Annotated in this window: 17 protein-coding genes and 1 riboswitch; of the genes, 6 read left to right on the top strand and 11 right to left on the bottom strand. The window is 61.6% G+C overall.

From position 1 onward, the window contains the following. Positions 1-155 precede the first annotated feature (155 nt). The 4 genes from KBX13_RS10410 to KBX13_RS10395 all read right to left on the bottom strand — a co-directional run bounded on the left by KBX13_RS10410 (position 156) and on the right by KBX13_RS10395 (position 5,198). Complete coding sequence (locus KBX13_RS10410) at positions 156-662, bottom strand: GNAT family N-acetyltransferase (protein WP_256022082.1); 507 nt, start codon at positions 660-662, stop codon at positions 156-158. A gap of 130 nt (positions 663-792) precedes the next feature. Then, the gene (locus tag KBX13_RS10405; RefSeq protein WP_070976074.1) at positions 793-1,443 is read right to left on the bottom strand and encodes a DUF3239 domain-containing protein; all 651 of its coding nucleotides are present in this window, start codon (positions 1,441-1,443) and stop codon (positions 793-795) included. Positions 1,444-1,453: 10 nt separating this feature from the next. Then, positions 1,454-3,106, bottom strand: coding sequence for a DNA repair helicase XPB (locus KBX13_RS10400; protein WP_256022080.1), 1,653 nt, complete (start codon positions 3,104-3,106; stop codon positions 1,454-1,456). 16 nt (positions 3,107-3,122) lie between these two features. Next, positions 3,123-5,198, bottom strand: a complete 2,076-nt coding sequence (locus KBX13_RS10395) for a helicase-associated domain-containing protein (protein ID WP_256022079.1) — start codon at positions 5,196-5,198, stop codon at positions 3,123-3,125. 53 nt (positions 5,199-5,251) lie between these two features. Between KBX13_RS10395 and KBX13_RS10390 the strand changes: the two genes are divergently transcribed. Then, positions 5,252-5,446, top strand: a complete 195-nt coding sequence (locus tag KBX13_RS10390; RefSeq protein ID WP_256022078.1) for a hypothetical protein — start codon at positions 5,252-5,254, stop codon at positions 5,444-5,446. A gap of 120 nt (positions 5,447-5,566) precedes the next feature. Here the strand turns inward: KBX13_RS10390 and KBX13_RS10385 are convergent, their stop codons facing one another. Then, a complete protein-coding gene (locus KBX13_RS10385) occupies positions 5,567-6,217 on the bottom strand; it encodes a resuscitation-promoting factor Rpf1 domain-containing protein (protein WP_071573769.1) in 651 nt (216 codons plus the stop codon). A 9-nt stretch (positions 6,218-6,226) separates the two neighbouring features. Next, positions 6,227-6,403: riboswitch (cyclic di-AMP (ydaO/yuaA leader) on the bottom strand. Between the two features lie 237 nt (positions 6,404-6,640). On the opposite strand from KBX13_RS10385, the gene KBX13_RS10380 reads away from it, so the two are divergent. Then, positions 6,641-7,024 (top strand): cold-shock protein, encoded by a 384-nt coding sequence (locus KBX13_RS10380; RefSeq protein WP_070362863.1) that lies wholly within the window; start codon positions 6,641-6,643, stop codon positions 7,022-7,024. 3 nt (positions 7,025-7,027) lie between these two features. Here KBX13_RS10380 and KBX13_RS10375 read toward each other — a convergent pair whose 3' ends face one another. Then, the gene (locus KBX13_RS10375) at positions 7,028-7,534 is read right to left on the bottom strand and encodes a DUF2771 domain-containing protein (RefSeq protein ID WP_256007898.1); all 507 of its coding nucleotides are present in this window, start codon (positions 7,532-7,534) and stop codon (positions 7,028-7,030) included. Positions 7,535-7,544: 10 nt separating this feature from the next. Then, complete coding sequence (locus KBX13_RS10370; protein WP_070363560.1) at positions 7,545-8,330, bottom strand: glutaminyl-peptide cyclotransferase; 786 nt, start codon at positions 8,328-8,330, stop codon at positions 7,545-7,547. A gap of 47 nt (positions 8,331-8,377) precedes the next feature. Here KBX13_RS10370 and KBX13_RS10365 point away from each other — a divergent pair, with 47 nt between their 5' ends. After that, positions 8,378-9,049 carry a DUF3027 domain-containing protein gene (locus KBX13_RS10365; RefSeq protein ID WP_369822037.1) on the top strand — a complete coding sequence of 224 codons (672 nt, stop codon included), beginning with the start codon at positions 8,378-8,380 and terminating at the stop codon, positions 9,047-9,049. A gap of 4 nt (positions 9,050-9,053) precedes the next feature. On the opposite strand, the gene KBX13_RS10360 is transcribed toward KBX13_RS10365, so the two are convergent. Continuing rightward, on the bottom strand, positions 9,054-9,710 hold the full coding sequence (locus KBX13_RS10360; protein WP_256022076.1) for a hypothetical protein: 657 nt from the start codon (positions 9,708-9,710) through the stop codon (positions 9,054-9,056). 180 nt (positions 9,711-9,890) lie between these two features. Here KBX13_RS10360 and KBX13_RS10355 point away from each other — a divergent pair, with 180 nt between their 5' ends. Together KBX13_RS10355 and KBX13_RS10350 are read left to right on the top strand one after the other, a co-directional pair. Further along, positions 9,891-11,348, top strand: a complete 1,458-nt coding sequence (locus KBX13_RS10355) for an NCS2 family permease (RefSeq protein ID WP_252931145.1) — start codon at positions 9,891-9,893, stop codon at positions 11,346-11,348. A gap of 3 nt (positions 11,349-11,351) precedes the next feature. Next, positions 11,352-12,197, top strand: a complete 846-nt coding sequence (locus KBX13_RS10350) for an RNA methyltransferase (protein WP_256006327.1) — start codon at positions 11,352-11,354, stop codon at positions 12,195-12,197. Here KBX13_RS10350 and KBX13_RS10345 read toward each other — a convergent pair. From KBX13_RS10345 to serC, 3 genes are read right to left on the bottom strand one after another with little or no spacing between them, the layout of a single operon-like run. Beyond that, entirely contained in the window at positions 12,157-13,005 is an 849-nt protein-coding gene (locus KBX13_RS10345; protein WP_256022075.1) for a hypothetical protein, read from the bottom strand. The two genes, KBX13_RS10350 and KBX13_RS10345, sit on opposite strands and share 41 nt — an antisense overlap. A gap of 9 nt (positions 13,006-13,014) precedes the next feature. Next, on the bottom strand, positions 13,015-13,941 hold the full coding sequence (gene sepH / locus KBX13_RS10340; protein WP_070479219.1) for a septation protein SepH: 927 nt from the start codon (positions 13,939-13,941) through the stop codon (positions 13,015-13,017). Positions 13,942-13,995: 54 nt separating this feature from the next. Then, positions 13,996-15,123, bottom strand: coding sequence for a phosphoserine transaminase (gene serC, locus KBX13_RS10335; protein WP_070362856.1), 1,128 nt, complete (start codon positions 15,121-15,123; stop codon positions 13,996-13,998). Between the two features lie 269 nt (positions 15,124-15,392). Between serC and KBX13_RS10330 the strand changes: the two genes are divergently transcribed. Further along, entirely contained in the window at positions 15,393-16,688 is a 1,296-nt protein-coding gene (locus KBX13_RS10330; protein WP_070362855.1) for a citrate synthase, read from the top strand. Positions 16,689-16,748: the final 60 nt, after the last annotated feature.

The raw sequence follows: 16,748 nt of genomic DNA, 5'->3' as shown, positions 1-16,748 counted from the left end.
CCGCCGGCCTATAACTTCATTTTCTTGTGTGTGGTGAGTGTGTGTTGTTGTGGCACATACTCACCACACTTTTTTGTGCACCCACACACAACAAACAAACGGGGATGTATCTAGAGAGGCTCGCGTCGAGAACCCCGCCGCGTTGAGTTGAGAAGTCAGGAGAGGCGGTAGACCTCGTAATCGTTCGGTACACCCGCACCATGGGCGTGGTGGAGTCCGAGCCTCAATGCTAAACCGATCGATGCCTCATTAGTGGGGTCGATGATAGCGATGATTGGAAGCTGCGGGAAGCGTTCCTGTGCATTGGCAATCGCCGCTGATGCGGCCTCCTTTGCGTATCCCTGGCCCTGAGATTCAGGGGCGAATCGGTAATAGAGGTTGAGTACCTGTTCACCGGCTTCCTCACTGTGGCGTACTCCAGTAAACCCGATGGTTGTTCCGTCAAGCATGGACACTACGTAGTAGCCAAGACCCTGTTCATCCCAGTTTTCTTGCCATGTGCTTGCCAACTCCTCTGCCTTTTTGCGGTTTTTCATCGCGAGGTCGGGACGGTGTTGATAGGTGCGGGCGTCGGCGTGGATCCTAAAAATGGCGTCTATATCTTGGTCCGTGGGAGGAGTGAGGATAAGGCGAGGGGTGCGAAGGGGAAAAGCATCGTTCATCTTGGAATCTCCGTTCAAAGTGTTAGGCCTCTCAGGCTACCTGGCCTCAATGGCTGAGGCATGGCGCAAGCAATACGCCCCAGGGGACATAAGCATTCCCTGGGGCGTACGCTGAGGCGAGGATGTCGGCCTAAAGAGCTATGAGCTCATTTCTAGACTTCTTGACTAGATCCTCGTCGCGGATAGCTTGCTTGAGGGCGCGCCACTGATCGTCGGGGATGTAGTCCGTGGCTTGTTTGATAACTTCCTCTGAAGGGGTGCCCCACGCGATTGGCATCGGAGTAATCGTTGCCCAGTGTGCCTTGTCGCGGGATGTGCGCTGGCCTCCCACAGCGACGCACGGAACTGCAGCGCCAACCTTAGGAGTGACGCCGGGGATCCGTTGCACCACAGTTGAGGTGAGCGCCCACTCGGCAGGGGACTGCTGGTCAACGACTGTGTTTACTAACGCGGTGAGGGTAACTGTGGTGCCCTTGTCATCGGTGATGACAGCGGGAGAGAGGGGGTTGGCGTCGTAAATTGCTTGGGTACGTGGAACCGCGCGAGGAATAGCAAGACCGACGATCAGCATGATGGTGCCGAAAAAGATAAGGGAGAGGGATCCGAGTAGGCGCCAGGGGGAGGTCGGGTCGACGAGGAACCAGACTATGACGCCCGCGATGAGGCAGACGACGAACAGAGCGATGCTTGAGGTAACGAGGTTCTTGGTATTTCGAATAAGTTCGTTGTGTTCTTTGGCGTATTCTTCGTCGACGTTGAAGCGGAATGGTTGTTCAGTCATAGGCCACAGTCTATAGGCCGCGTTTGAGGTCTGAGGCATCCATGATGCGATAAGCGTAGCCCTGTTCGGCGAGGAAGCGTTGGCGGTGCATGGCGTACTCGGCGTCCAGGGTGTCTCGTGTGACCACGGTGTAGAACAAGACCTCGCTGCTGTCTGGCTTGGGTCGAAGGAGTCGGCCGAGGCGCTGGGCCTCTTCCTGGCGGGAACCGAAGGTGCCCGACACCTGGATGCCCACCGCTGCTTGGGGTAGATCAATGGAGAAGTTCGCCACCTTCGATACGACGAGGGTGCGGAGCTCGCCCTGGCGGAAGCACTCGAAGGCTTCTTCGCGGGCTTTGGTGCTGGTGCGGCCGTCGATGAGTGGGGCGTCGATCTGCTGCGCGATGTGGCGCAGGTGATCGACGTAAGCTCCGATGATGAGCGTCGGTTCGCCCTCGTGGCGGGCGAGAATGTCCTTGACCGTCGAGAGCTTGGCTGATGCGGTGGCGGCCAGGCGGTAGCGCTCGCGTGCGGAGGCCGTCGCGTAGCTGAGGCGCTCTTCTTCCGTGAGCGTGGTGCGGACCTCGATGCATTCGGCGGTGGCGATGAAGCCTGCCATTTCGAGTTCTTTCCAGGGGGCGTCGTAACGCTTGGGGCCGATGAGGGAGAAGACGTCGTCTTCGCGGCCGTCCTCGCGGATGAGCGTTGCGGTCAGGCCGAGACGGCGGCGGGACTGGAGGTCGGCCGCCATGCGGAAAACGGGGGCGGGGAGGAGGTGGACTTCGTCGTAGATGATGAGGCCCCAGTCGGTGGTGTCGAAAAGCTCGAGGGCGCGGTATTCGCCTTTCGTTTTCCGGGTGACGACCTGGTAGGTCGCGATGGTGACCGGGCGGATCTCCTTCTTTTCGCCGGAGTACTCACCGATTTCTTCCGGGGTGAGCGTGGTGCGGCGCAGCAGCTCATCGCGCCACTGCCGCCCGGCGATAGTGTTGGTTACAAGGATCAGCGTGGTCGTCTCTGCCTGCGCCATCGCGGCGGCGCCAACGATGGTTTTGCCCGCACCGCACGGCAGGACCACCACGCCTGAGCCGCCCTCCCAGAATGCTTGAGCGGCGTACTGCTGGTAGTCGCGAAGCTCCCAACCGTCAAAGTCGAGCGCGATTGGGTGGGATTCGCCGTCGACGTATCCGGCGTGGTCCGCCACCGGCCAGCCCGTCTTGATCAGTTCTTGTTTGATGCGCCCGCGTGCAGACGGGTGTACGCCTACCGTGTGCGCGTCGAAGCGCTGGCCAAGAAACGGGATGATGTTCTTGTTGCGCGTAATCTCATCCAGGATTGGGGGCTCTTCCGTGGTGAGGATGAGCCCGCGTTGTGGATCATTGAGTAGGCTGACGCGCCCGTAGCGCGCCATCGTCTCCGCAATGTCGATGAGGAGCGACTGGGGGACGGGGAACCGGGAATAACGCTCGAGGACATCGATTGCGGTCTCGGCGTCGAAGCCGGTGGCGCGGGCATTCCACAGCGCAAGTGGGGTGATGCGGTAGGTATGGACGTGCTCGGGTGCGCGCTCGAGTTCAGCGAATGGGGAAAGCGCTGCGCGTGCTTTCGCTGCGTCCGGGTGCGCGATTTCAAGCAGTACGGTTTTATCGGACTGCACGATCAGTGGGCCGTCCCCAAACGTCATTGTTGGACCTTTCTTTCTACACCAGCGTCACAGTGATTACGCGCCGCAGTGGTATGCGGATCACGCGCTGCGTGGCCGTGTCCTGCGCATCAATGACGCCGACACTCACCGTCAACGGGATGACCGTTAGGGTGTGCTGCGCGCCCTGCGAGTCCGCGTACTCAACCTTGACGCGGCGACGGGCGCGGGCTGCTGCACGAAGCATATCAGTCGTTGACGTTTCGCTGACCCCGGAAGGTTGGCTTGTATCCGAGTTGAGGGCCGCAACAATCTTATCGACGTCCCCTTTGCTCAGAGAGGCGGTTCGGGGGAGCGAGGACGGTGTTGCTCGCACCAGTGTTGGTTCCTCCGCAAGTGTGATGGAGGCGCCGTGGTCGTCTTCGGCGGTTGGCTGGAGGCCTGCTGCTTGTAGTTCGTGGAGCAAGCGTGGCAGCGGAAGCGGGCTGACGGCGACGGTCGGCGCCAAGATTCGTAGATCGGCGTGCTCGGCCGCCACGGCGAGGAGGGCAGGGTCGGCGCAGCGGATGTAGCTCAGCGCGCTGCCGGCGCGGATTGCGCCGTGGGTGCGGGAGAGGTCGTCGATAAGGAAGGTGATGGCCTGCGGAACCTCGCCCATGATGTGCTGTCTGAACCATGTCTGCAGTGAGTCGGCGTCGTGCCCACGGTCGAGGGCGCGCTTCAGGGAGGCGTCGCTGATGCGCCACATGCTGGCAAGGCCCGGCGATTCAAGGTCGGCGATATCTTCGACGACGGCGGCGGTCGCCGCATCGAGCGGCCCCGGGGCGAGCAGTGTCATGTCGCCCTGCGCGATGAGCTGCGAGACCTCCGCGGGGACGAGCTGCTTCGTGGCCTCGACGACGTCGCCGTCGTTGAGGAGTGCCAGCAGGGGTGTCGACGCCGAGCTCCCCACGCCGCCAATCGCGCCGACGAATGCGGCTTCGGCGATGGTGGCGTCGATAAGTTGGGGCGAGAAATTCGCTGCCATGAGCGGTACGTGGAACAGTAATCGGGCCTCTTGGTCGGGGCCTGCGAACTCGACGATGCGCCTCCGGGCGTGCCTGACGTCGGGGTTGTGGGTGGGCTCGGAAAGGAGGCGGTGCTCCGGCGTCTTGTCGGTGCGCCAGGGCGAGGCGAGCCAGCCGGCGAGGAGGATAGCCCACTGGTCGGCGATCGTGGCGTCCAACCAGGAAAGAGCGTCGTGGGTGGCCGCGAGTACGTCGGCCTCGTCGGTGCTTCCACGGCCGAGAAGGCCGGCGGATTCGCCCGTGGTAATGAGGAGCGCAGGATCGAAACCGAGGGCCTGCGTTAACCCCGCATGTGCGCGGACCCCCAGGGAGCCGTCCTTGTTCAGTGCGACCGGGGACTCAAGTAACAGGAGCAGCAGCTGGCGGAGCTTGCGCACCGCGTCGAGGCCCGCGCCAGTCGCGTTGCGGTCGATCGTCGGCTGATCTGGCTCGTCGACAGCGGGGGCGTGCTCGGGGAACTCGCGCGGTGGCAGGCCACGGAGGACGTCGCGGACGGGGCGAGGTAGGCGGACCGTTGTGGCGTCGACGCGGATGAGCAGCCCTTTCGCAATGAGTGTTGCAACTGGCGTCGTGGGATCCGCGTCCGCCGCGGCGGCCCTCGTCGTGCCGACGGAACCTGACGCCGCTAGCGTATCCAGCACTGAGCGCTCGCGGGCGCTGAGTCCTTCCAGCAGCCCGTCGAGGTTCGGTGGGGCCTGGTCCCCGAGGCGCCACCCCGACGGCAGCGCGGAAAGTGCCCCTGGTGCGACCTGTACAGCAGTATCCGGGCCATAGATGAGCGCCATCGCACGGAGACGCTCGACGGCCCCGGGAACACGCGCTGCTGGGACACTGTTGGTGTCGACGGGAGAGAGCTCGGCGCCGACGTCCCCGAGCGCTTCCAGAAGCCGCAACTCGGCAGCGTTGAGACGGCGTAACGCTCGTGCTGCAGACCCAGCCAGCGACAGCCGCGTCCCCAGCGAACCCCAGGATGGCGGGGTGGGGTAAAAGGCGTCTGGCCTGAGATAAATGAGCTCCCGGAGTTGTTCGGGGCGCATCGTGCGGAGCGCTTCCTGGAACGTAGTCATAGCGTTGGCTAGTGTACGTGCGATTTTTGCCAAGGCGTGAAAGAATAGTACGCATGGCTAAAGACGTAGAGAAGATCGGTCGCGCGAACCCGGCGTGGCCCAGCAACACCCCTGGTAATGGTTCGCCTGTCACCGAGCTGTCCTCGCAGCTTACCGGTGCATCTAGCCCGTTTGGGGACGAGCTCGTGCTCCCACTCCCAGCGGAAGAAATCGGGTACGTCCACCCAACGACGCGAATCAACCGCTAAGCGTTCAACCTTTCGGCCAGCCCTGAAAGAGTGGGCTGGCCAGTCCCTATGCCCCTTTCATAAAGCAAAACAAACGTGCCCGCCACAAGCTTTCTGTGGCGGGCACGTTCTATTGAGTGCTTAGCGGTTCAGCAGTGCTGCGCCGATAGCGGCGAGATCGCCCGAGCGAACAGCGTTGATCAGTGCAGCGTTCTGGCTGTAGAACGCATCGTAGTTCGCGCGGTTCGCAGCGTAGGACTGCTGGATGTGCGCCGGAATCGCGAAACCATAGTTGCTCAGGGAGCTGCCGAGCTGACGGTACAGGGCGTCAACTGGGTTCTCTGCCTGGCGCTGGGCTGCGTCCGGGGATGCAACGGCAGCGCGTGCAGGAGCAGGTGCCGGTGCGGCAGCCTGTGCGTCGCGATTTGTCGCAGCGGAGTTCAGTCCAAGGCGAGCGGAGCATGCTGGCCATGCGCCCCAACCCTGCTGTGCCAGGGTGCGCTCTGCAACGATGATCTGCTGCTCACGGGTTGCCAGGTTCGCGGTTGGAGCGAACTGGCCGCCACCGAATGCCTGCCAGGTGGACGCGGAGAACTGCAGGCCGCCGTGGTAGCCGTTGCCGGTGTTGATTGCCCAGTTGCCGCCGGACTCGCACTGTGCGAGACGATCCCAGTCGGAGTCAGGCGCTGCCGTGGCCTCTGGGGCCATCAGTCCAGCGAACGCCGCGGTTGCGGCTGCGCCGGCGAGTGCCTTCTTGGTCAGGGAAGTGGTCTGCTTGGAATGGCGTCCCATTGAAATACGATGTCCTCTCTTGTTGTCGCTTGCGAAGTAAGCTGTCGGGTTCGGGCTGAGGCGCCCGGTTGCAGTAGCAACTTCACCCCAAGGAAGCTCCGGGAGGGGAGTTTCCGAAGGTTGGGTCCTCCGCTTCTGTTGTTTGTGTAATTGTGCGAGGCGAACAGAACTCAGCGTGCCTCGTTTTCTTGCTGCGGGACAGCCTAACGCTTTATAACGATTTAGTCACGCTCCGGGCACTTTTTGGGGTCGGTGTCGCGGACGCGGGGAGACTGGTAGGGCCGTTTGGCCTGTTCACGAGCCAAATTAGCGCGAGTGTGATTTGTGGCACTTTCTTTCGTGTTGGGGCTCGAACGGGCGATACGACTATGATGGATAGCCACTGCTGAGTCTGCATAGAGAACAGAGAAGGAACGAAGACTAATGCCAATTGGAAAGGTGAAGTGGTTCGACGCCGACAAGGGCTTCGGCTTCGCATCCAACCCTGGAGACGACGACGTATTTATTTCTAAGTCGGTGCTCCCGGATGGTGTGGATGAGCTTGTGCCTGGACAGCGCATCGAGTTCGACTTTGCCGCAGGCCGAAAGGGCCCGCAGGCGCTGCGCGTCGCCATCTTGGAGACGCCGAAGCGTCGCCCCGTGCACCGTAGGAAGCCAGAAGAACTCGGAAGCATGCTTGCCGATGTGATGACGCTCATCGAGTCCGACGTGCAACCGGCGTTGACGGCTGGGCGCTACCCTGAGCGCAAAGAGGCTCGACAGGTTGCGGGCATCCTGCGCGCAGTGGCGAAGGAGCTTGACGCCTAAGCGTTATTCAAACGCGACCGACCATGTGGCGACCACCGGGATTTCTTCCCCGTGGTCGTCATTTTTTACGGCCAGCGTCGAGATTTCAGCAACGAGGAGTTTCGCCCCGCCTTCTTTGACGGCAGGAGCGGTCTCTTCGGTGGTCTCGCCCGCCTGGTGGAGGCGCTCTTCGTTGGCGGAGGGGTCGTCGTAAATGAGGAGGAGGCGCCAGCTGCCCGCAGCGATATCTGGGTCGATGCGGAATGTGAGTTCGTCGGAGCCATCACGTGTGAGTGCCGGTGGCTCACCGCCGTCACATTGCTCATCGAGGGGGCAGAGCGTGTAGGGGGCGATCTCGTGCTCGCCGTCGGATGCAGTGACGTGAATCCGAAGGTCTTCTACGGGAAGACCTGGCTGCGAGCGCTGCCAGTTCATGAACGCGTACACCCCAGCGAGCAGGATAGCGACGGCGAGAACCGTCGCACCGAGTTGGAGCGCAAGGCGAGAGGAAGCACGGCGGGAAGCAGTCATGAGCGAAATTCTACTGGGAAGGGACCAACCGGACGCGGTAGAGGTCGGGCCAACGCTTGCCGGTGAGGTAAAACTCGTCGGTGCCAGGGATATGCGCGATCCCGTTGAGCACATTGTTTATGTCTTCGTCGGCGTTGTTGGGAAGAGACGACGCATCGATCCTGGCCGTGACGTGGCCGGAGGTGGCGTCGATACGCACGATGTCGGTGGTTGTGAAGATGTTTGCGTAGACGTCGTCGCCGACGCACTCCAACTCGTTGAGACCCTCGACGGGTTTGCCTTGGTCGGTGACTTCGAACCGCGCAAGCTCGGCGAGCGTGTCCGGGTCCATGCGGCGCAGCTCGGCGGAACCGTCGGAGAAAATAAGTGCATCATCGGTGGCGCACAGCCCCCACCCTTCGCCGTCGTAGTGGGCGGTATCGACAGTTGCTAGGGACGCTGCATCGCGGCGAAACGCAGTGCCCTCCTGCCACGTCAGCTGCCAAACCGAATCTCCGACGCGGGTCATGCCTTCGCCGAAGAACACGTCCGGCAAGGCAACCTCGCCCAACACGTCGCCTTCTGTCGTGAGCCGATACATACCGGACGCTCCATATTGGCCGGTACTGACGAGGAGCGTGCCGTCCTCATCGACTTCGAGGCCCTGGGTGAACAGGGCAGGGTCGTAGTCGTAGCGCTGTACGATTTCGGGTTTCAGCTGCTCCACCTCGGTGGCAGCTTCATCGCAACCACTCACGGTGAGCAGCACCAAAGGACACATCAGGATGGACCAAAACCGTCGGGAGTGAACACGCATACGTCCATCATGCAGCATTTCCCCAGAAATGGGCCATAATGGAGAGCGTGTCTCAGAACAAGAACTCTTCACCACTGCTGAGCGACAAAGCAATTGAAGTCGCGCGAGAGGCCATCCTCGAGATCGCGGAAGGCGAGGTCGGCGCGCACATCGGTGTCGCTGGGCTCTCGAGCAACGTGGCCACGCACCGCTTCGAAGCGAGCGTGCCTGGCTACAACGGGTGGGAATGGAACGCGGTCGTCGCGTGTGCCACGGGCTCAACATGGGTGACCGTCAACGAGGTCGCGCTCATGCCGGCTCGTGACGCGCTGCAGGCGCCGGACTGGGTGCCGTACTCCGAGCGTCTTCGCCCCGGCGACCTCGGCCCCGGCGACATCATGGAGCCAGCGCCTGACGACGAGCGCCTGACCACAGACTCCTTTGCAAAGGATGCAGTGACGTTCCCAGGCAGGGAAACTGACCACTACCTCACGCAAGAAGGCCTCAATGCGGCGAAGACGCGGTGGCGGAAGGGCAAGTTTGGCCCTAATTCTGCGTTCGCCGAGCAGGCAACGCTGCACTGCCGGACCTGCGCGTTCTACATTCCAATGGAGCACCCAGTGGGGGAGAACTTCGGGGTGTGCACCAACGAATACTCAGCTGATGGCCGCATCGTCGCTGCATCCTACGGCTGCGGTGCCCACGCAGATACCAAGGCGCCGCGCCACGACGGGAAGTAACCCGCTAGAGCAGTGATGCCCGCAGCCGCCGGGTTTCATTGATCTCGCGGTGCGTCGGCAGTAAACCGCGCGAAATCATTCGGGGGCCAGGCTTGGGTGTGCCATACTCCTGCCATTGCTCGACAAGCCGGGCACCCTGCACAGCATCGACGGCCCACGTCTCCTGGTGCATCAGATCGAAGCGTGAGAAGCCGTCGTGCGCCTCATGCGTTTCGACGCCCGCCTCCTCCAACACACGCACAACCCCCTCCAGCGCGTATGACCCCGCGGTAGCAGGGTGCCCGGAGATGACCGCCCGCGTGGCGCTTGGAAATGTGATCAGTGGTTGGAGGAGTGCGGAGATGATGCGGCCGCTGGCGTCGGCAAGCAATCCGTCGTTGGTGCCCAGCGTTGCCGATGCGTGCAACTGCCACCCGAGGTCCGGCCCGTGCCTGTTCGGCTGCGCGCGCTGATCCCGGATTGGCTCCGCGAACATGGTGATCTCCGTGGAGGGCGCAGGCGCCGGGCGAAGCGTCAAGGACGCATGGCCTCCCGTGACGTGGACGACCGCTTTGCGAGGGCCCGTAACCTGGCTGACCGTAACGCGGAGGCGTTCAAACTCCGAGTGCGAGATGCCGCAGCCGCGAAGCTTCGAGGTGAGCAGATCTGCATCTGCAACCATGCCTTGCGAAATGACAAAGCTGAATACATCCACTTTGGGCTCCAAGTCGAAATTATTAGGAAGTGTGTGCACTAAGGTAAAAGTCTATTGCAGGCTTTTGGCAGATAGATTTCAGCCGATGCATGCAACAACTTTGCTCTCTTTCATAACTTCCTCAACGAACTAAAGGGGATCTTCGCAGTGAGTATTCCAAGCGAATCTTCAACGAAGCAGCCCGCTGGCGGGCTTGATAAATTCTTCCATATCAGTGAGCGAGGCTCGAGCGTCGGCCGCGAAATCCGCGCCGGTATCGTGACCTTCTTTGCGATGGCGTACATCGTGCTCCTGAATCCTTTGATCCTGGGCACGAGCCCCGACCGCGAAGGTGTCGTGCTTGGTATCCCGCAGGTAGCTGCGGTGACGGCCCTTGCCGCCGGTGTGATGTGTATCTTGTTCGGCGTTATTGCTAAATATCCGTTTGGTATCGCTGCGGGCCTTGGCCTGAACACACTCGTTGCAGTGACACTCGTTGGGCAACAGGGCCTGACCTGGCCAGAGGCCATGGGCCTCATCGTGATTGACGGTATTATCATCTGCATTCTTGCGATTTCCGGGTTTCGCACCGCCGTCTTTGAGGCCATCCCGAACTCGATGAAGGTGGCAATGAGTGTCGGCATCGGCATGTTCATCGCGATGATCGGCTTGGTGGACGCTGGGTTCGTGCGCCGCATCCCTGACGAGGCACACACCACTGTCCCGGTGCAGCTGGGCTTCGGTGGCTCGATCGCCTCGTGGCCGACGGCTGTGTTTGTCATCGGCCTGCTCATCTGTGGCTTCATGGTGATCCGGAACATTCCGGGTGGGCTGTTCATCGGCATCGTCGCGACGACGATCATCTCGATGATTGTGGAGTCCTTCGTCGGTGCAGGCTCGTCCGCTGAGAATGACCACGGCTGGTCGCTCGCGGTCCCTGCGCTTCCGGATTCTTTGGGTGGCATCCCGGATCTGTCCCTCGTGGGCAAAATCGACATGGTTGGTGCCTTCGTTGAGGTCGGTGTCGTCGCCGCCAGCCTCCTGGTCTTCACCCTCGTGTTGGCGAACTTCTTCGACGCAATGGGCACCATGACGGCGCTCGGCCGCCAGGCCGGCCTGACCGACGAGAACGACAACCTGCCAGGCATGAAGAAAGCCCTCGTTGTTGAAGGCTTCGGCGCAGTAGTCGGTGGCGCGTTTTCTGGTTCCTCGAACACGGTGTTCGTGGACTCGTCCGCCGGCATTGCTGACGGCGCCCGCACCGGCCTCGCAAACGTGGTCACCGGCATCCTGTTCCTGCTGGCGATGTTCCTCACCCCGCTGTACGAAATCGTCCCAATCGAGGCCGCCGCACCGGTCCTCGTCGTGGTTGGCGCGCTGATGATGATGCAGGTCAGCAACATTGACTGGACCCGTTTCGACGTTGCCTTCCCGGCTTTCTTAACCATCATCATGATGCCGCTGACCTACTCGATTGCCAACGGCATCGGCGTCGGCTTCATCGCGTTTACCGTGATGGCGCTCTTCGCTGGCAAGCGTAAGGACATCCACTGGATCATGTGGCTGATTTCTGCGCTGTTCCTGATCTATTTCGCACAAGGACCGTTGATGTCGCTAATCTCGTAAAGCGTGAGCATAGTTATCGACGACCCCTCCGACTCCCGGCTTGACGATATCCGCGACCTGAAGCACTCAGACCGCGAGAAAGGCCTGGTGTTTGCGGAGGGGCCTCTTGTTGCGGGACGCCTTGTGGAGTCCCGCTTTCCTGTCCGCGCGGTGTTCGGCTTCGGTGGCCGCCTCCAGTCTTTTTTGGAACAGTACGGCGAGCGCCTCGAAGCGGAAGGAATACCGGTCTACGAGATCAGCCGCGCAGTGATGGGGGAGGTCGCCGGCTATGACATGCACCGCGGACTGCTAGTCTCCGCGGATAAACCCGAACCGCTGAGCGTCGAAGACGTCGTGGCAGATGCCCGCACCCTGGTGATTCTTGAGGGAGTGGGGGACCACGAGAACATCGGCTCCATCTTTCGCAACGCCGCCGGCATGGGCGTTGATGGCGTGCTGTTCGGCGCCGCCACCGCCGACCCGCTCTACCGGCGCAGCGTCCGCGTCTCAATGGGCCATGTGCTTCGCACCCCGTTTGCGCACTTCGGCGGAACCCCAACCACGTGGCAGCGCGAGCTCGCACAGCTGCAGGAACAGGGCTGGTGGCTGGTGTCGCTGACCCCTGCGGACGATGCCGTGTACCTCTCAGAGGCACTCAACGATCACGAGAAGGTGGCATTTCTCGTCGGCGGGGAAGGCCCTGGGCTCACGCAGCACGCAATGCGCGCGACCGATGTGCGCGCGAAAATCCCCATGGCGCCCGGAACGGATTCACTCAACGTGGCCACGGCTGCGGCGATTGCGTTCTACGAGCGCCAGCGCGACCTCATCAGCCGCGGTCTGCGTGGCGGATTTTCTCCGCAATCGTAGCCTTCAGGTCGCGGGCGCGGCGACGTAGCCCGCGGCCAACGCGCTTTGCTGCTGCGACGGAGGCGTCGGCAAGCTCGGAAAACTCGTCATGCTCTGTCTCTTCGTCGTGCTGCTCGTAATCGTCGTACGTGTTGGTCTGCTCGGCGAACTTTGCCGCCACCTCGTTGACAGTCTTGGTGCGTGGGGCAGGAGCCTCGACTTTCGGCTCCGGGCGGCCATCCACCGCGTAGCCGATGATGTGCACATCCGGACCGTCCTCGCCGACCTCGATACCCAACCATGCGCGCTCAGCCTCGCGCATCAGCGCTGGCGGCTCGAACGGTAGCGAAATGCCGCCGAGCTGGGGTGCGGTTTCCCCGGCCCAGTACGGGGCCTCGAACGGGTCCGGCAAGCCGACGTCCTCGAAGACGTGGTCGCGGGTGGCAGAGAACGCGCGGCGCAGCGTCTCACCCTGGTAGTGGGCGATCGCCGCGTAGTCCGAATCGGTGCCTTCCGCGTAGACGTAGGTGTCAGCGCTAGGCAGTGCGGTGCGCAGCGCCTTGGCGGTTTCGCTGATGCGCTCGGCGTCCGTGACAAAGAAACGGACAACCGCAACTCCCGGGTACCCCGCGATGTAATACTCGTCCACACCAGGAACCGAGGAACGATTCAGCGGGAACTGGCCAATCGGAGTAATAGGCCACGCCGGATTAACCTGTGCGAGCAGCTTTCGGCCGAACCCACGGTCCGCCTTCGGCTCGCCCTCGAGCACCTCCTCCGGGTGTGCGACGTTGACAAACCAGCAGGTAACCACGGCGTTATGAGACATAGCGGGGCCCTACTTTCGCGGTCGCTTCGTGTTTGTCCGGACCCCCAACAGGACATCTTCCCAGTGCGGAGTTACAGCTTTTCGACGCCTCTTCTGCGGCTGCGGTGCCTCATCCGGGTGCTGCAAGAAGTCACCGGTCGCGATTGCATCCTCGTCCGAAGCAGCGGGGGCATCGGTGGCGTCTTCGCCCTCATCGACGTCTTGATCGATAGCCGTGAGTGAACGAACTGGCTGCACAAAATCCGGGTCTGTGAGGTCTGCAGCGATGGAGTTTCGCGCCTCCGTCGTCGGTGCGGAACCCATCTGACGGTGGAAGGACCACAGGGCCTCGTTTTCGCTCAAGCCTGCCTGCCACCGGACATGCACCACCCAATCATCGCCGGGCTCACGGGTTGCGTCCCAGGTGGCATCGCTAAGCGAATGCCCGCGGGCAGCGAAAGCGGTGGCGAGGATTTCGAACAGCGTCAGCTTCGCTGGGCCGTCCTCGCGCATCGGGTGCGACTGCTTTGCGGCCTCGGCAACCTGCGAGCGCTCCAGGAGCACCGGGTGGGCGTACGGGTCGATCCGGCTTTCAGCTACCCCCATCTCCTCAGCCAATTCGGACGGCTGGGTGCCGGAGCGGATGCGCGCCTGGATCTGGTTCGGGCGCATCGAAAGCGGGGTGGAGTACAGCGGGTCCGGTTCCGGCAGGCTGCGGGGCTTCTCCTCGGAGGCTGTCTCTGTAGCGTCCTCGGAGTGCTCATCACCGTGTGCATTGTCAGCGTCTGCGGATGGTTCCTGCGCGTCCGGTGCAACCTCAAGCTCAGGCTTGGTGGATTCCTCCTCAGCCACGGCCTGCATCTCGGAACGCGCGAGCTGGTAACGGATGCCCTCGTCATCTCGGAGGACGAAAAAAGTCTCCGTGGACTCCTCATCCATGAGGTACAACTCGCGCATGTGGCTCCTTTCCGCTGACAAATACCTCCACCAGCTTAGCCCATTTGTTCTGGACTACTTCTGGCCCACGCCCTGTTCGATTAGATAGTCAATAGACTTGGTCAGGTGCTTGACGTCCTCGGACTTGATTGCAGGGAACAGACCGATGCGCAACTGGTTGCGGCCAAGCTTGCGGTACGGCTCCGTATCCAGGTAACCATTCTGGCGAAGCGCCTTAGCCAGCTCAGCTGCGTCGATGCGCTCGTCGAAATCGATCGTACCGACGACCTTGGAACGGGCAGCAGGGTCCTCGACGAACGGCGTTGCAAACTCGTGGTTGTCAGCCCACTTGTACAGCAAGGAGGACGAAGCCGTCGTGCGAGCAACCATCGCATCCAACCCGCCGAGCTCGTTCATCCAACGAACCTGCTCCGCCAGCATCAGCAGTGGGCTGATTGCTGGGGTGTTGTACGTCTGGTTCTTCCGCGAGTTATCGACGGCCGTCTGCAAGTTCAGGAACGCGGGGATGAAGCGGCCAGACGCCTGGATCTTTTCAATGCGCTCCAGGGCGGCTGGGCTCATCACGGCGAACCACATGCCGCCGTCAGAAGCGAAGCACTTCTGCGGCGAGAAGTAGTAGACGTCCGCCTCGTGCACATTGACGGGGAGGCCGCCGGCGCCGGAGGTAGCGTCGATAACTACGAGTGCATCGGTGTCCGGGCGGCGAACAGGGACCATCGCACCGGTGGAAGTCTCGTTGTGTGCCCACGCAACGACGTCGGCGTCGGCGCCGTCGAGCTCGTGCGGCGAAGGTGCGGTGCCGGGTGCGGAATCCACGATCTGCGGATCAGCCAGCCATGGAGCGGCGGCCGAGGCCTTCGCAAACTTTCCAGAAAACTCACCGAACGTCAGGTGTGCAGACTTCGTCTCGATGAGGCCGAAGGTAGCGGCGTCCCAAAAGGCGGTCGCACCTCCGAGCGAAAACACGATTTCGTAGCCTTCCGGAAGGCTGAAGAAGTCGTGCAAACCTTGGCGGACCTCACCCACAAGATTCTTCACAGCTGGCTGGCGGTGAGAGGTACCAATGATGTCCGCGCCCTTCGCGATAGCCTCGAGCTGCTCCGGGCGAACCTTTGAAGGGCCGCAGCCAAAACGCCCATCGCTAGGAAGCAGAGCTGGGGGAAGAACCGGAAATGTTTGCATGACAGCCTTTCCTGTAACAGGGGGTAGAGAAACTTGACGACGCCACTCGCGTCTCACTGCATCTTATTACCCAACGACGCGCCCGGGGCGCCTTTCGCCAGCTCTTTTCCGGATACTTGAAAATCGAACAAATGGGGGTGTGGTGGTCAATAGATTTATTGAGTTGTGTCGGGCGAGTCACATTTTTTGCTAGCATTGCGGGAGTAAATTGCAACCTCCTTGCATCCCGCAAGGAATAGGGTTTCCGAAACTTCTGAGAAAGGTTTGCTATGGCTTCTGAAGGTCAAGACAAAGCTGTACTTCACTACCCAGGTGGCGAATTCGAAATGGACATCAAGTCCGCCACCGAGGGCAACGACGGAGTGGTGCTAGGCAACCTCCTCGGGGAGACTGGGCTTGTCACCTTCGATCCGGGCTACGTGTCTACTGGCTCGACCGAGTCGAAGATCACCTACATCGATGGCGCCAACGGCATTCTGCGTTACCGTGGCTACGACATCGCTGAACTGGCGCAGAACGCAACGTTCAACGAGGTGTCGTACCTCCTCATCAATGGCGAGCTTCCAACGACGGATGAGTACAAGAAGTTCAACTCCGAGATTCGTCACCACACGCTTCTCGACGAAGACTTCAAGGCCGCGTTCAACGTCTTCCCGCGCAACGCACACCCAATGGCGGTGCTGGCGTCGTCCGTGAACATTCTTTCTGCTTACTACCAGGACCAGCTGGATCCGCTCGACGAGGAGCAGCTAGACAAGGCAACTGTTCGCCTGATGGCGAAGGTGCCGATGCTGGCGGCGTACGCATACCGTGCATCCCGCGGTAAGCCGTACATGTACCCAGACAACTCGCTGAACGCACGCGAGAACTTCCTCCGCATGATGTTCGGCTACCCAACCGAGCCGTACGAGGTTGACCCGATCCTGGTGAAGGCTCTGGACAAGCTGCTGATTCTGCACGCAGACCACGAGCAGAACTGCTCCACCTCCACGGTCCGCATGATTGCTTCCGCGCAGGCGAACATGTTCGTCTCCATTGCAGGCGGCATCAACGCGCTGGCAGGCCCGCTGCACGGTGGTGCAAACCAGGCTGTGCTCGAGATGCTCGAGGACATTAAGGACAACCACGGTGGCGACGCCACCGACTTCATGAACCGCGTGAAGAACAAGGAAAAGGGCGTCCGCCTAATGGGCTTCGGCCACCGCGTGTACAAGAACTACGACCCACGCGCAGCGATCGTCAAGGAGACCGCACACGAGGTGCTGGAGCACCTCGGTGGCGACGAGCTCCTGGACCTGGCGATGAAGCTCGAGGAGATCGCGCTGAAGGACGACTACTTCATCTCGCGCAAGCTCTACCCGAACGTAGACTTCTACACCGGTCTGATCTACCGCGCGATGGGCTTCCCGACGGACTTCTTCACCGTGCTCTTCGCCATCGGCCGTCTCCCGGGCTGGATCGCACAGTACCGCGAGCAGCTGGCGATGAACTCCAAGATCAACCGTCCACGCCAGATCTACACCGGCTACACGAAGCGCGACTTTGTGCCGCGTGACCAGCGATAATCTCTAGCGTTCACCGCCGGGTACGTATCTTCCTTTATACTTTGGGGATATGTACCCGGC

The organism is Corynebacterium sp. CCUG 51687 (genome assembly GCF_024453995.1).
Taxonomy (GTDB): domain Bacteria; phylum Actinomycetota; class Actinomycetes; order Mycobacteriales; family Mycobacteriaceae; genus Corynebacterium; species Corynebacterium pseudogenitalium.
This window is presented reverse-complemented; position numbering and strand designations above follow the sequence as displayed.

Coding starts and splice junctions, on each gene's coding strand:
- KBX13_RS10375 (WP_256007898.1), bottom strand. CDS start 7,534: ATGACTGCTTCCCGCCGTGCTTCCTCTCGCCTTGCGCTCCAACTCGGT.
- sepH (WP_070479219.1), bottom strand. CDS start 13,941: ATGCGCGAGTTGTACCTCATGGATGAGGAGTCCACGGAGACTTTTTTC.
- KBX13_RS10390 (WP_256022078.1), top strand. CDS start 5,252: ATGGCTAAAGACGTAGAGAAGATCGGTCGCGCGAACCCGGCGTGGCCC.
- KBX13_RS10395 (WP_256022079.1), bottom strand. CDS start 5,198: ATGACTACGTTCCAGGAAGCGCTCCGCACGATGCGCCCCGAACAACTC.
- KBX13_RS10370 (WP_070363560.1), bottom strand. CDS start 8,330: ATGCGTGTTCACTCCCGACGGTTTTGGTCCATCCTGATGTGTCCTTTG.
- KBX13_RS10405 (WP_070976074.1), bottom strand. CDS start 1,443: ATGACTGAACAACCATTCCGCTTCAACGTCGACGAAGAATACGCCAAA.
- KBX13_RS10345 (WP_256022075.1), bottom strand. CDS start 13,005: ATGTCTCATAACGCCGTGGTTACCTGCTGGTTTGTCAACGTCGCACAC.
- KBX13_RS10400 (WP_256022080.1), bottom strand. CDS start 3,106: ATGACGTTTGGGGACGGCCCACTGATCGTGCAGTCCGATAAAACCGTA.
- serC (WP_070362856.1), bottom strand. CDS start 15,123: ATGCAAACATTTCCGGTTCTTCCCCCAGCTCTGCTTCCTAGCGATGGG.
- KBX13_RS10385 (WP_071573769.1), bottom strand. CDS start 6,217: ATGGGACGCCATTCCAAGCAGACCACTTCCCTGACCAAGAAGGCACTC.
- KBX13_RS10330 (WP_070362855.1), top strand. CDS start 15,393: ATGGCTTCTGAAGGTCAAGACAAAGCTGTACTTCACTACCCAGGTGGC.
- KBX13_RS10380 (WP_070362863.1), top strand. CDS start 6,641: ATGCCAATTGGAAAGGTGAAGTGGTTCGACGCCGACAAGGGCTTCGGC.
- KBX13_RS10360 (WP_256022076.1), bottom strand. CDS start 9,710: ATGGTTGCAGATGCAGATCTGCTCACCTCGAAGCTTCGCGGCTGCGGC.
- KBX13_RS10410 (WP_256022082.1), bottom strand. CDS start 662: ATGAACGATGCTTTTCCCCTTCGCACCCCTCGCCTTATCCTCACTCCT.